We start from the raw sequence: 13,735 nt of genomic DNA on the forward strand, positions 1-13,735 counted from the left end.
TATTCCCAAAAAGCATGAAGGCGGTTTTTGTCAAGGGCCACAGCGCCGTTTCAGTCGACGAGATAAATGCTCCAGAGATGGCAAGCGAGGGCGACGTGCTGGTGCGCATGCGCGCCTGCGGCCTCTGCGGCTCTGACCTGGAGAAGGTTTATGGCGAGTACGGCATGTCGTCTGGCAGGCTGGGCCACGAGCCGGCTGGCGAAGTAGTTGCAGTCGGAAAAAACGCCATGGGCTTTGCGCCCGGCGACCGCGTGTTCATACACCACCACGTGCCGTGCTATTCCTGCCACTACTGCCTGCACGGCGACTACACCATGTGCCCCGAGTACCAGAAAAGCAACATTTCGCCCTGCGGCCTTGCGGAGCAGTTCATTGTGCCCGAATGGAACGTGTCAAGGGGCGGCCTGATAAAACTTCCCGCAGGCATGACTTTTGATGAGGCGTCGCTTGTCGAGCCACTGGCGTGCTGCATCAGGGCGTGGAACAAGTGCGATTTCCAGCGCGGCGACGACATTGCGGTGCTTGGCGCCGGCCCCGCAGGGTTGATGCACGTCATCCTTGCAAAAGCGTTTGGCGCAGGCAGGGTGTTTGTATCAGACATTAACGATTTCAGGCTTGACTTTGCCAGGAAAAAGTACGGCATCGAGACGTTCAATTCCATTTCAACCCCCGACTTTGCCCAGAAAATCAAAGAGCAGACTGCCGGGCGCGGGGTCGACATTGCAGTCGTGGCGACAGGAAGCACCAAAGCGCTGTTGCAGTCGTTTGACATGACAAGGCGCGCAGGCAAGATAGTGATGTTTGGTGTTCCGCCCAAGGGCTCGGCCATGTCGTACGACATGAGCAAACTTTACTCAAACGAGCACTCGCTCATCCCAAGCTACGCAGCGTCAGAGGTCGAGACGAACCAGGCGATAAAACTGATAGCGGAAAAGCGCATCGACATCGCGTCGCTCATCACGCACCGCTTTGACATCAGCGACGCGTCTGCCGCGATAAAATGCGCGCACGAGGCCAAGGACGCGATGAAGGTCATCGTGACCACAGGGAATAATACATAAATAATAAAAATAGCCATTCCCCGCCGATAGCAAATGGACTGGGGAATGAAAAACCGCCTGTCAAAGATAATTCGCCCTCAAGACGGCCGCTGCCTCATGCTTGCAGTCGACCACGGCTATTTCCTTGGCCCCACGGAGCGCCTGGAAAACGCCGCCAAGACAATAGCCCCGCTTCTCCCGTACGCTGATTCTCTGATGCTTACCCGCGGGATCTTGCGCAACTGCGTCCCTGCAGAGCGGGACATACCGATAGTGCTTCGCGTCTCTGGCGGGACGAGCATCGTCGGTGAGGACCTGTCAAAAGAGACAATAACTACCTCCATCGAGGAGGCGATCAAGCTCAATGTGTCGTGCCTTGCGCTTTCAATATTTGTCGGAAGCAAGTACGAGCATCAAACACTGGCAAGCCTTGGCAAGCTAGTCGACGAGGGAGAAAAATACGGCATCCCGGTCCTTGCAGTCACCGCGGTAGGAAAGGAGATGGGCCGCGACGCCCGCTACCTCGGCCTTGCGTGCAGGGTGGCAGCTGAACTTGGCGCGCATGTTGTAAAAACGTACTATTGCGACAACTTTGAAAAAGTCGTCGAGGCGTGCCCAGTCCCGCTTGTGGTGGCAGGAGGAAAGAAGCTGCCCGAGATGGACGCGCTCAAGCTTGCGCACGACGCGGTCACGCACGGAGCGTCAGGGGTCGACATGGGCAGGAACATCTGGCAGTCCGACTACCCCGTTGCCATGGTAAAGGCAGTCAAGGCAATCGTGCACGGCAAGGCAGACGTCAAGGAGGCTTATGACGTGTTTCTGCGCGAGCGCGAAAAGGCCAAGACAAAAGAGCCGCAAAAGATTGTAAAGGCGATAAGCAGATCGGCCGACTTCGACTAGCCAGGCATTTTGGAAAAGTGCTGGTGGAGCATCTTCCACCCACCGCCACTCTTTTTGTCTTTTTGAAATACTATTGTGACGCGCGACTTGTTGTTGATCGCAGTCCCGCGGAAGCTATAGTCGTCGACAATGATGCCTGTGCTCTCTAGCGCAAATGTCGCAATCGCGACATCGCCCGCCACTATTTCGATCCTTAGATCGTTTATCTTAAAGTCATAATCAGAGATGCTTGCAAACTGCAGCTGCTCCAGCATGAGCGCCCTGTCGATATCGCGCAGGTCGTACGGCGGCGAGTCGCCAAACTTTGTAAACCGCTCGGCAAAAAAGTCAGGTATCCCCTCTATCTCCTTGCTCTTGGCTATCTGGAAATATTTGTAAATCAGGTCCCTAATTTTGGCGGAATCCGTCACGGACAATATAATGTTCATTGGCAGGTAGAGTACAAAACTTTATAAATTATATCACTACAATCCATTCTAGATGCCCCACACAGGCAGCGAGCGTTCTAGGCACAAGGTTAAGATTCTGGTCCTGTTGCTACTTGCCTAGACAAATCTCTGCTGACCAGCGGGCGTTTGTCTTGAAGAATCATGGTGACAATGTAAAAAATGGTTGAAATGACCGGCGCAAAAGCGTTGATCCATGCCCTCGAGAAGGAGGGCGTAGACATAGTCTTTGGACTTCCCGGCGGAGCAAACCTCCCGATATACGACGCGCTCGTTGGCGCAAACCTCCGCCACATACTCGTGAGGCATGAGCAGTCTGCCGCGCACATGGCCGACGGCTATGCGAGGATAAAGAGGAAATCCGGCGTGTGCTTTGCCACCTCCGGCCCGGGAGCCACCAACATCATAACCGGCCTTGCCACAGCCCATGCGGATTCCATACCGATGGTCGCAGTGACAGGACAGGTGGCACTCCCAATGATAGGCAAGGACGCCTTCCAGGAGACAGACATCATAGGCATAGCAAACCCCTGCACGAAATATTCGTTCCAGCCAAGGGCGCCCGGCGAGATCCCTGAGATGGTGAAAAAGGCGTTCTACATTGCCGAGAGCGGAAGGCCGGGGCCGGTGCTTGTCGACATCCCAAAGGACGTGCAGCAGGCGACCGCTGACATGAAGTTCCCGGACCTCATCAAGGTGAGGGGCTACAACCCTGTGATAGATGCAGACCTTTCCGAGGTCGGAAAGGCGGTGGAACTCATCTTGAAGGCCGAGCGCCCGATCATCATGGCAGGTGGCGGCGTCATACTCTCTGGCGCGTTTGCAGAGCTCCAGACGCTTGCCGAGCTTCTCATGATACCCGTCGTTACAACGTTCAAGGGCAAGGGCGCGTTCCCAGAGAACCACCCGCTTGCGATGGGCCCGATAGGCATGCACGGCCATGCAGAGGCAAACAAGATAATCATCGAGGCAGACTGCATCATAGCAATAGGCGCAAGGTTCTCTGACAGGTCGGTGGGCCGCTTTGACGAGTTTGGCAAGGGCATGAGCATCATCCACATGGACATCGACCCTGCCGAGATTGGCAAGAACAAGTCAGTCGACGTCGCAATAGTTGGAGACGTAAAATCGTCGTTGCGCACGCTAGTAAAACTGCTCACGAAAAAGGTGACAAAGAAAGACCCCGAGAACCCTTGGCTCAGGCGCAAGAAGGAGCTTGTGCAGTATTTTGCAGAGAACCTCAAGGACTATCCCCGCGAGATAACTGCCAAAAAGTCGCTCAAGAAGTTGCGCGAGCTCTTGCCGGCGCAGGGCATAGTGACCACCGAGGTGGGCCAGTGCCAGATGTGGGCTTCGCTCCACTTTGACGTGATAGCGCCCGGCACGTTCTTTAGCTCGACCGGCCTTGGCACGATGGGCTTTGGCTTTCCGGCATCGATAGGGGCAAAGGCAGCAAGGCCTGAAGTGCCGGTGGTCGACATTGCCGGCGACGGCTCGTTCAACATGACCGAGAACTCGCTTGCAGTGTCGGTAATTGAGAAGCTGCCGGTCATAGTATTTCTCATGAACAACTACATGCTCGGCATGGTAGCGCAGTGGCAGCGCACGTTCTACAACCGCAGGTACAGCGGCGTTCACCAGCACCACTGCCCCGACTATGTCAAGGTGGCCGAGGCGTACGGTGCGCAGGGGATCCGCGCCCAGTCGATGGCAGAGCTAGAGAAGGCGATCAAGACGGCAATAAAGAGCGATGTTGCGACTGTGATTGACATACCGATTGACCCAGACGAAGACGTCTACCCGTTCGTGGCGCCGGGGACAAGCCTCAAGGACATGATAACAGGAGGCTAGAATATGGACAACAACGAGCTCTACATTGTGTCGGCAATAGTCGAGAACAAGCCCGGCGTGCTCTTTCGCGTGACCAACCTTTTCAGGGCGCGCAACTTTAACATCGAGTCGATAACGGTCGGCACTACCGAGCAGCAGGACCTTTCCAGGATGACGATAACGACTAATAGCGACGAAAAGACGCTTGACCAGCTCGTCAAGCAGTTGAGGAAATTGATAGACGTGGTCGAGGTCAAGGTGCTCGACACGGACAAGACTGTGTACCGCGAGCTTGCGCTCATAAAGATGAAGGCAGTCGACCCGACCACGAGGAGCGAGATAATGAACTATGCCAACATTTTCAGGGGCAACATACTCGACATCGGCAAGGAGACAATAACCGTCGAGATAACAGGCACCCCGGACAAGATAGATGCCTTTAAGAATCTGGTCGACCAATATGGCATAACGCAGTTGGCAAGGACAGGCGTATCGGCATTGCCAAGAGGAGTTGAACTTTGAGCGAAGAAAAGGTCAGGATTTTCGACACCACTCTCCGCGACGGCGAGCAGTCGCCGGGCGTGACGGTGACGCCGGAGCAAAAGGTGCACATTGCGCAGAAACTAGACGAGCTTGGAGTGGACGCAATCGAGGCGGGATTTCCCATAGTGTCGGCAGGCGAGATGTACGCCGTCAAGACGATAGCAAACTCGGGCTTGAAGGCGGAGGTCTGTGGCCTTGCGCGCGCAGTCGACGCCGACATCGACGCGGCGATAAAGTGCGACTTGAAGTACGTGCACACGTTCATCGCGACCTCTGACATCCACATGCAGTACAAGCTAAAGATGACTCGCGAGCAGGTTCTTGAAAGGGCTGTGCACGCAGTTGAGTACGCCAAAAAGCACGGCCTCAAGGTAGAGTTTTCGGCAGAGGACGCCACGCGGTCGGACAGGGCGTTTTTGATAAAGGTGTTCAGCGCAGTGGCGCAAGCGGGGGCCGACAGGGTCGACATCCCTGACACTGTGGGGTATTCAACGCCCCAGTACATCACAGAACTTGTCAAGGAGGTCAAAGAGGCGACGAGGTTGCCAATAAGCATGCACTGCCACGACGACTTTGGGCTTGCTGTGGCAAACTCGATAGCAGGCATCAACGCAGGCGCGGCGTGCGCGCACGTCACGATAAATGGGCTTGGCGAGCGAGCAGGCAATGCGTCGCTTGAAGAGTTTGTAATGGCGCTCCAGTGCCTCTACAACAAAAAGCACAACATCAAGACGCAGCTGCTCTACGAGACGTCCAAGTTTGTCTCTAACACGATGGGAATCATCGTCCAGCCAAACAAAGCAATCATCGGCGAGAACGCCTTTGGCCACGAGTCGGGCATACACACCCACGGCGTCATCAACAACCCGCTCACCTACGAGCCCATCAGCCCCGAGCTTGTGGGAAGGAAACGCTGGCTCCAGGCAGGCAAGCACGCCGGCGCGCACGGCATCAGGGCGATGCTTGAAGAGTTTGGCATCAACCCGAACGAAGAGCAATTGCACATGATAGTAGAGAAGCAAAAGAACATTGCAGACAAGGGCAAGGCAATCACGACGTCAGAGTTGCTCACCATAGCAGGAGAGGTGATGCACAACTCGCAGTTTGAGGAGCGCTTCAAGCTGTACGATTTTCACATCGTCACGGGCATGAACATCATCCCGACGGCAGTCATCAGGCTCAACGCGGAGGGCAAGGACCTCATTGCGTCTGACACGGGAGTCGGCCCGGTGGACGCAGCCCTCAAGGCCATCCAAAAGATAGCCGCAGACGTGGCAAGCATCAAGATACGCGAGTACAGGCTCGACTCCATCTCTGGAGGCTCAGACGCCCTTGCAGAGGTGTCAGTCAAGGTGGAGGACAAGAACGGTAACGTCGTCTCTGCGAGAAAGGCCAACGAGGACATTGTGGTCGCATCCGTAGAGGCGATGATGGATGCCATCAACAAGGTGCTCCTGAAAAAGGTGCTCTATTCCAAGAGCTAATAAGTACCCGCCCACAACTCACGTGATGAGGCATAGTTGACAAGGTACGTCATTTCGCTCATCAGAGGGGACGGGATAGGGCCCGAGCAGACGGCGGCCGCTAAAAAGATCCTCGAAGCAATAAGCGACAACACGTCTACAAAATTCACCATAAACGAGGTAGAGGCAGGCGACGCGGCCCTTGCCAAGCACGGAAAGGCCCTTCCGGAATTTTCGGTCGACACCATCAAAAACTCGCAGGCGTGCCTGAAGGGGCCAGTAGGCGAGAGTGCGGCCGACGTCATCATAGTTCTCAGGCGCATGTTCGACCTCTATGCAAACGTCAGGCCGGCCAAGTCGTACCCGAACATCCCGGCGCTTTCTCCAAAAGTAGATATGGTGACGGTGAGGGAGAACACGGAGGACGTCTACCTTGGCTGGGAATTCAACGCCGACCCCGGTACCGTGGTCGCATTAAGGATCACTTCTGAAAAGGCGTCAAGGAGGATTGCCGAGTACGCGTTCAAGACGGCGACGATGCGCGACAGCAAGCGAAAGGTGGTCGCGGTGCACAAGGCAAACGTGATGCGCAAGGGCGACGGGCTCTTTGCGTCGGTGTGCAGAGAAGTCGCCAAAAAGTACCCCAGGATACAGTACAGCGAGCTCTACGTCGACGCGGCGTCGATGAACCTCATCCGCAACCCGGAAGAGTTTGACGTCATCGTCACCACCAACCTCTTTGGCGACATCCTGTCAGACGAGGCAGCGCAGGTAGTCGGCGGGCTTGGCATGGGCCCGGCGGCAAACATTGGCGAGGGCTTTGCGCTCTTTGAGCCGGTTCACGGCGCGGCGTTTGACATCGCCGGCAAGAATGCGGCAAACCCATCGTCGATTCTGCTTTCCGCCAAGATGATGCTTGAATGGCTTGCCGACAGGCACAAGGACAGAAAGGCGGCAGAGCAGGGCGCCCGAATAGAGGAGGCCATAGTCGGCCTTCTAAAGCAGGACAAAAAGACAAAGGACATCGGGGGCAAGCTGTCTACCACGGAATTCACCGATCTCGTGGCAAAAGAGCTGTTTTAGATACTATCGCTAGTTTTCCTTTGGCGCCCGCTTTTGCCATGCAAAGAGCATGAACACGAACGGTATGATAAGGATTGCAGTTGCAAAGAGCACCGGCTGGAGCACTATGGCGCTTGCCTCGTAGCCAGCCAGCTGCAGGAATGGCAGCGGGAATATCGTGAATATCCAGAACCCGAAAATGACGCCAAGGAGAAACTTGTTGCGTTTGAGCACCGCGAAAAAGCTGATCTTGTTGATGCCCTTGCGGTCGCATGTCATGCATTTTACCGTGATCGCGCTCCCGGTCACGTCCGCCGGGACTGTGCAGGAGGTGCAGACTTTGTTCTGGCAAAAGTAGCATTTTTTTTCTGCAAAACGCGAGCCGCATATAGAGCAGTTTGCCATGTGATGACTACCAGAGAGAACGTTAGCAGCGATGCAATATTACCTTTGCCATCGTCATCAGTCCTGCCATACCCTTATGGCCTTGTATGATTAAAAGTAACAAGCCTGTGCCAGTCGTGGACACCAGATATGTTTTTCTACTTATTCTTCGTCTTGCAAGCAAAGAAGAAGCATGTATTTTACTTTTCAAGAGTGCAGGCACATGGCACTCTTTTATGACAGCGAGCAGCAGCGCGACGATGAAATCATCCGTTTTATCAACGAAGGTCTGGCAGGCGGCCAGCTTTGCATTTATGGCACGATGCGTGTAGCAGCAGACAAAGAATACTTCAAGGCGATGTCTTGCAGAATTACAAATTACGAGCAAAACGTCAAGGCGGGAAATTTGATGATCATAGATTTCGTTCCATTCTATGATGCCACGCTAAAGCAGGATTTGACGCCTTACAAAAAAGTGCAGGAAGAACTCGAAAAGATACTCAAACACAAGAAAGACATGAAGGTAAGGTATGTAGGTGATGCGACCGGATACCTGTTCAAGAATAAACATTTCGATGAATGTTTCATGATAGAATCTTGGTGGCAAGCCAGTCGATTCCAGGTCATAACGACACTTTGCCTGTTCCAGAAATCACTCATGGGAACATTCCCATTTGACCATGAGAAAAACAGGATCATTCAAACCCACGATGTTGTTCTAGGTTCACCTGCAGGCTCCACACATGGCTCAGGCGCAAACCAAAAGCCAATAGCGGCTCTGCGGTTAAGAGAAGAGTTGACGAAAATAGAAACCCTTGTGGGCGGGGCAGTGACAGAATTACTGGCGGATGAACTGAAACGTCGCGGCGTTGACCTGTCCAGCAACGAGTCTTATTTTCTGGATGAAATTCACGCGGTATTAGAAGCGCTGTTTGGAACAGACGCCACAAAGTTAATCATGGAACGGCTAAAAAGAGGTTTTTCAGAGCAACAAGATCGATAGGACCGCTTGATCGTCATCATGTCGATGGCGCATCTCTATGGCTGTGTGTTTACGGGCTCATCGCTTCTAGCCTGCAAAGCTACCAAGATTTGGCATTCATCGTTACATGCATGCTATCGAGGCGCGGCCCGACCAAAGCAAAACTTAAATTTCCATATCTAAACAGTTGGTGAGGGTCAAAAAATTCCGACACTTCAACAGACCTACACGGGCTATGCAGCCAAGCTGATGCTGGAAGACGGCACTGTTTTTGCCGGGATCGGTTTTGGCTACCCGTCAGAGATAGCAGGCGAAGTCGTTTTCAACACGGGCATGGTCGGCTACACAGAGACCCTGACCGACCCGTCGTACCGCGGGCAGATCCTGTGCATGACGTACCCCCTTGTCGGCAACTATGGCGTGCCAAGCTTTGACGTCAAGGACGAATACGGGCTTCCAAAATTCTTCGAGTCTGACAGGATTCAGGCCAAGGCGCTGCTGATTCACGATTTATCAGACGTTGCAAGCCACTGGAGCTGCGTCAAGACGCTTGACCAGTGGCTGTACGAGCAAAAGATACCCGGCATATACGGCATCGACACGCGCGAGCTCACAAAAAAGCTGCGCGTGCACGGCGTCATGATGGGCGCAATAGCGGTGTCGGACAAGGGGCCGGTGGACGACTCCAGGATGAGAAAGCTTGTCTCAGGAGCAAAATACGAGGGCCTCAACTTTATGCCAGAGGTCTCGACTCCCAGGCCGCAAGAGTACGGCGACAAAGACAAACCTTGCGTCGTGCTCCTTGACACCGGCACGAAATACAGCATCATCCGCAACATAATCCGCACCGGCTACCGCGTCGTGCGCATGCCGTGGGACGCGCCGTACGAGCAGATAATGTCGTACAACCCAAAAGGAGTTGTCATCAGCAACGGGCCGGGCGACCCCAAGGTCTGCACAAGCACGATAAAGACGGCAACGAAATTGATAAAGACGTCGACCCCGACGCTCGGGATATGCCTTGGCAACCAGATCCTTGCGCTTGCAGGGGGTGCTGACACTTACAAGCTGAAATTCGGCCACAGGGGGCAGAACAAGCCCTGCGTGGACCTGCGCAACATGCAGTCGTACGTCACCAGCCAGAACCACGGCTACGGCATCGACCCGGAGAGCCTCGACGGCACTGGCTTTAAGGTGTGGTTTGCAAACGCCGACGACGACACGGTGGAGGGAATCGAGCACGCAAGCAAGCCGGTGATAGCGGTGCAGTTCCACCCGGAGGCGTCGCCGGGGCCATACGACTGCATGTTCGTGTTTGACAGGTTCAAGCAGATAATCGACGCCGGCGGCAGGATAACTGACGGCGTCAAGCCAAGAGAAAAGAAGGAAAAAGAAAAGCCCGGGAAAAAGGCAGTCAAGAAAAAAGCAGCAGCAGCGAGAAAAAAGAAGGAGGGGAGAAAAGTCGCCAAGAGATGAATCGATAAAAAAAGTCCTCGTGCTTGGAAGTGGGGCAATAAAGATCGGAGAAGCAGGCGAGAGCCAGTAAAGCTGTAAAAGGCCTGGCCGCAAATTCGACTACTCCGGTTCCCAATGCCTCAAAGCCCTAGCAGAGGAAGGAGTCAAGAGCGTACTCATAAACCCCAACATCGCAACGATTCAGACCGACACCCGCTTTGCAGACAAGGTGTACCCCGTCCCCATAAACACGCAGTACGTCGAGCAGGTGATAAAGGAGGAAAAGCCAGACTCGATAATGCTCGGGTTTGGCGGCCAGACAGCGCTCAACTGCGGGGTCGCGCTGCACGAGCAGGGCATACTTGAAAAGTACGGGATGCGCGTGCTTGGCACCCAGATAAAGGGCATCGAGATCACCGAGGACAGGCAGCTGTTCAAAGACGCGATGGTAAAAAGCGACGTGCCTGTGCTCAAGAGCTACGCGGTCAATTCCATCCAGGACGCGCTCAAGGCGGCAAAAGAGCTAGAATATCCGGTCATAATCAGGGTCGCGTACACGCTTGGAGGGCGTGGAGGCGGGGTCGCGTACAACGAGCTGGAGCTGCAAGAGATTGCGCAGCGCGGGCTCAACCTCAGCATGGTGCACCAGGTGCTCATCGAAAAGTACGTGGGCCACTGGAAGCAGGTCGAGTACGAGGTGATGCGCGACTACCACGGAAACAGCGTCATCGTCTGCAACATGGAAAACGTGCTTGCGATGCGCGTGCACACCGGCGACAACATCGTTATTGCGCCGTCGCAGACGCTCAACAACTATGAATACCACATGCTGCGCTCGGCGGCCATCCGCGCGACGGGCTACTGCGGAATCGTTGGCGAGTGCAACATCCAGTTCGCCCTCGACCCGACGTCAGAGCAGTACACAGCAATTGAAATAAACGCCAGGCTTTCAAGGTCGTCGGCGCTTGCAAGCAAGGCCACCGGCTACCCGCTTGCGTACATGGCTGCAAAAATCGGCCTAGGATATTCACTTCCGGAACTGCTCAACAGGATAACCAAGGTAACGACAGCATGCTTTGAGCCTTCGCTTGACTATTGCGTTCTAAAGATGCCCCGGTGGGATTTCAGCAAGTTTGAGCTTGTCAAGCGCAAGCTTGGAAGCGCCATGAAGTCAGTCGGCGAGGTGATGGCGATTGGCCGCAACTTTGAGGAAGTCCTGCAGAAGGCAATCAGGATGTCTGCCACAGGCAAGGATGGCCTTGTGGCAAACGGAAACGACGCGCAGAAGGAAGAGGACATCGAGCGCATCGAGCAATCTCTCTTGCAGCCAAGCGACGAGATAATCTACAACGTCGTTCGGGCCATGAAGGCAGGAATGAGCATCGAGCGCATCTACCAGCTGTCGGCCATAGACCCGTGGTTCCTGACAAAGATAAAGAACATCGTCGACATGGAAGAGAAGCTGAAAAAGGCGGGCAGCTTTGACGGCGACATGGTCAGGGACGCAAAAAAGATTGGCTTTTCAGACAAGCAGATCGGCAGGTGCCTTGGCACCGACGAGATGCAGGTGCGCGCAATGCGCGAAAAATTCGGGATAAAGCCGGCAGTCAAGCAGATAGACACGCTTGCGGCAGAGTGGCCTGCCAAGACCAACTACCTCTACCTCACCTATGGCGGCAATGAAGACGATGTAATAATCAAGAAGGATACCAAGAACAACAGCAGGATGGTAGTCCTCGGCGCCGGCCCGTACAGGATTGGAAGCAGCGTCGAGTTTGACTGGGGCACGGTCAACATGGTGTGGGGCTTGAAGGAAAACGGCGTCAAGGAGATATCAGTCATCAACTGCAACCCCGAGACGGTATCGACAGACTATGACATCTGCGACAGGCTGTACTTTGAAGAGCTGACGCTGGAGCGCGTGCTTGACATATGCGACAAGGAGCATCCAACGGGCATCGTGACTTGCGTCGGAGGCCAGACGGCAAACAACCTGACCCCAAAACTGGCAAAGAATGGCATAAAGATAATCGGCACGAGTAGCGAGGACGTCGACAGGGCGGAGGACCGCGCCAAGTTCGGCCAGCTCCTCGACACTCTGGGCATAAAGCAGCCAGCGTGGAGGCAGTTTACGCACCTTGCAGAGGCCAAAGAGTTTGCCGAGACCGTAGGCTATCCGGTGCTTGTCAGGCCGTCGTACGTGCTTTCCGGCGTGGCCATGAAGGTGGTGTGGGCCGAGCAGCAGCTGCAGCGCTTTTTGACCGACGCCACGAACGTCAACCCCGAGCATCCCGTGGTCATCAGCAAGTTCCTGCAGGACGCGGCAGAAGTTGAAGTCGACGCGGTGTCTGACGGCAAGGACGTGCTCATTGGCGCGATAATCGAGCACATCGACAACGCAGGCGTGCACTCGGGCGACGCAATGATGAGCATACCGCCTTGGAGGCTTGACAGGCACATCATGGAGACAATAACAGATTATTCGGTCAAGATAGGCAGGGCGCTAAACGTCAAAGGACCATTAAATATCCAGTACCTCGTCAAGGACGAGCAGGTGCTTGTCATAGAGGCAAACGTGAGGGCTTCCCGCTCGATGCCCTTTGTGTCAAAGTTTGCCGGTGTCAACATCATCAACCTTGCCGCAAAGGCGATGCTTGGCAAGCCGCTCCCGGCAAAAGCAAAGGACCTGTGGCTCAAGGCTCCCGGCTTCGGGGTCAAGGTCCCGCAGTTCTCGTTCATGCAGCTTGAAGGCTCGGACATCGTCCTTGGAGTGGAGATGCAGTCGACAGGCGAAGTTGCGTGCTTTGGCAACACGTTCTATGACGCGCTGTCAAAGGCGTACATGGCGGCTGGGTATTCGCTTCCGCTTGCTGGCTCGGTGCTGATAACCATCGGCGGCCAAAAGAACAAGGAAAAACTGCTGCCGCTAATATCGATGCTTGCATCGATGAACTACAAGATCCTTGCAACCGAGCACACGGCCGAGTTCATGGAGAACAACAACGTCAAGGACGTGGAACTGGTGCACAAGATAAGCGAGCCGGGCCGCAAGCCCAACATCGCCGACATGCTCTATGAAAGAAAACTGGACTTTATAATCAACATACCGGCAACGTCGACGCTTGAAAAGTATGTCGGCATGCTGCAGGACGAGTACCTGATACGCAGAAAGGCGGTAGAGATGGGAGTCCCGGTGCTCACCACAGTCGAGTCGGCAAGCTCATTTATCAAGACGCTAGAGTGGCTGCGCGCAAATACGCCGACGCTTGGGCCCCTTGGCAATTACGCTAAACTCTGAGTTTCAGGGTTCTTGTTTCTTTTCTTGCATTGAAGTGTTTTTTTAGGGGTAGATCATCCAGTTTGTTTTTCTCCGCCATTTCAGCATCATGAAACCTAACCTGGCGGGTTTATTGTCCAATATCTCTTGCGGTTTCGGTGGTTAGAAGGGTGTCGTTGCGTATATCCGGTCGCATCTGATTTTCTTTGTATTCAATAAAACAATACTTTGATTGTATATAAATTACACATAATTTCCGCCACTAACATTATACTTTTCTCTTAATCGCGAGGTAAATTTTAAAAATGTTAAATATTTGGCCCACGATTTTTCCTCACAGGAAATCTTGAAGC

Annotated in this window: 10 protein-coding genes and 1 pseudogene; 9 read left to right on the top strand and 2 right to left on the bottom strand. The window is 54.3% G+C overall.

The annotated features are described in order from the left end of the window. Positions 1 to 14: 14 nt before the first annotated feature. Positions 15 to 1,061 (top strand): zinc-dependent dehydrogenase, encoded by a 1,047-nt coding sequence (locus NVIE_RS04160; protein ID WP_075054159.1) that lies wholly within the window; start codon positions 15 to 17, stop codon positions 1,059 to 1,061. A gap of 33 nt (positions 1,062 to 1,094) precedes the next feature. Further along, positions 1,095 to 1,940, top strand: coding sequence for a 3-hydroxy-5-phosphonooxypentane-2,4-dione thiolase (gene lsrF, locus NVIE_RS04165; protein ID WP_075054160.1), 846 nt, complete (start codon positions 1,095 to 1,097; stop codon positions 1,938 to 1,940). On the opposite strand, the gene NVIE_RS04170 is transcribed toward lsrF, so the two are convergent. Then, entirely contained in the window at positions 1,937 to 2,350 is a 414-nt protein-coding gene (locus NVIE_RS04170; RefSeq protein WP_158435083.1) for a YybH family protein, read from the bottom strand. The two genes, lsrF and NVIE_RS04170, sit on opposite strands and share 4 nt — an antisense overlap. Positions 2,351 to 2,548: 198 nt before the next feature. On the opposite strand from NVIE_RS04170, the gene ilvB reads away from it, so the two are divergent. The 4 genes from ilvB to NVIE_RS04190 are packed head-to-tail and all read left to right on the top strand — an operon-like array spanning position 2,549 to position 7,305. After that, the gene (gene ilvB, locus NVIE_RS04175; RefSeq protein WP_075054162.1) at positions 2,549 to 4,237 is read left to right on the top strand and encodes a biosynthetic-type acetolactate synthase large subunit; all 1,689 of its coding nucleotides are present in this window, start codon (positions 2,549 to 2,551) and stop codon (positions 4,235 to 4,237) included. Between the two features lie 3 nt (positions 4,238 to 4,240). Continuing rightward, a complete protein-coding gene (gene ilvN, locus NVIE_RS04180) occupies positions 4,241 to 4,738 on the top strand; it encodes an acetolactate synthase small subunit (protein ID WP_075054163.1) in 498 nt (165 codons plus the stop codon). After that, positions 4,735 to 6,243 carry a 2-isopropylmalate synthase gene (locus tag NVIE_RS04185; RefSeq protein WP_075054164.1) on the top strand — a complete coding sequence of 503 codons (1,509 nt, stop codon included), beginning with the start codon at positions 4,735 to 4,737 and terminating at the stop codon, positions 6,241 to 6,243. The genes ilvN and NVIE_RS04185 overlap by 4 nt, the downstream gene beginning before the upstream one ends. 36 nt (positions 6,244 to 6,279) lie before the next feature. Then, the gene (locus tag NVIE_RS04190; protein WP_075054165.1) at positions 6,280 to 7,305 is read left to right on the top strand and encodes an isocitrate/isopropylmalate dehydrogenase family protein; all 1,026 of its coding nucleotides are present in this window, start codon (positions 6,280 to 6,282) and stop codon (positions 7,303 to 7,305) included. Between the two features lie 9 nt (positions 7,306 to 7,314). On the opposite strand, the gene NVIE_RS04195 is transcribed toward NVIE_RS04190, so the two are convergent. Beyond that, positions 7,315 to 7,689: a B-box zinc finger protein gene (locus tag NVIE_RS04195; RefSeq protein ID WP_075054166.1), complete on the bottom strand. Its 375-nt coding sequence runs from the start codon at positions 7,687 to 7,689 to the stop codon at positions 7,315 to 7,317. Between the two features lie 202 nt (positions 7,690 to 7,891). Between NVIE_RS04195 and NVIE_RS04200 the strand changes: the two genes are divergently transcribed. The 3 genes and pseudogenes from NVIE_RS04200 (at position 7,892) to carB (ending at position 13,403) form a co-directional block, all read left to right on the top strand. Then, positions 7,892 to 8,671 carry an MEDS domain-containing protein gene (locus NVIE_RS04200; protein ID WP_158435084.1) on the top strand — a complete coding sequence of 260 codons (780 nt, stop codon included), beginning with the start codon at positions 7,892 to 7,894 and terminating at the stop codon, positions 8,669 to 8,671. Between the two features lie 228 nt (positions 8,672 to 8,899). Continuing rightward, positions 8,900 to 10,126 (top strand): glutamine-hydrolyzing carbamoyl-phosphate synthase small subunit, encoded by a 1,227-nt coding sequence (carA, locus tag NVIE_RS04205; protein ID WP_075054168.1) that lies wholly within the window; start codon positions 8,900 to 8,902, stop codon positions 10,124 to 10,126. Positions 10,127 to 10,130: 4 nt separating this feature from the next. Beyond that, a pseudogene (gene carB / locus NVIE_RS04210) lies at positions 10,131 to 13,403 on the top strand (carbamoyl-phosphate synthase (glutamine-hydrolyzing) large subunit). The last annotated feature ends 332 nt before the right edge of the window (positions 13,404 to 13,735 follow it).

Origin of the sequence: Nitrososphaera viennensis EN76 (assembly GCF_000698785.1) — an archaeon.
Classification (GTDB): domain Archaea; phylum Thermoproteota; class Nitrososphaeria; order Nitrososphaerales; family Nitrososphaeraceae; genus Nitrososphaera; species Nitrososphaera viennensis.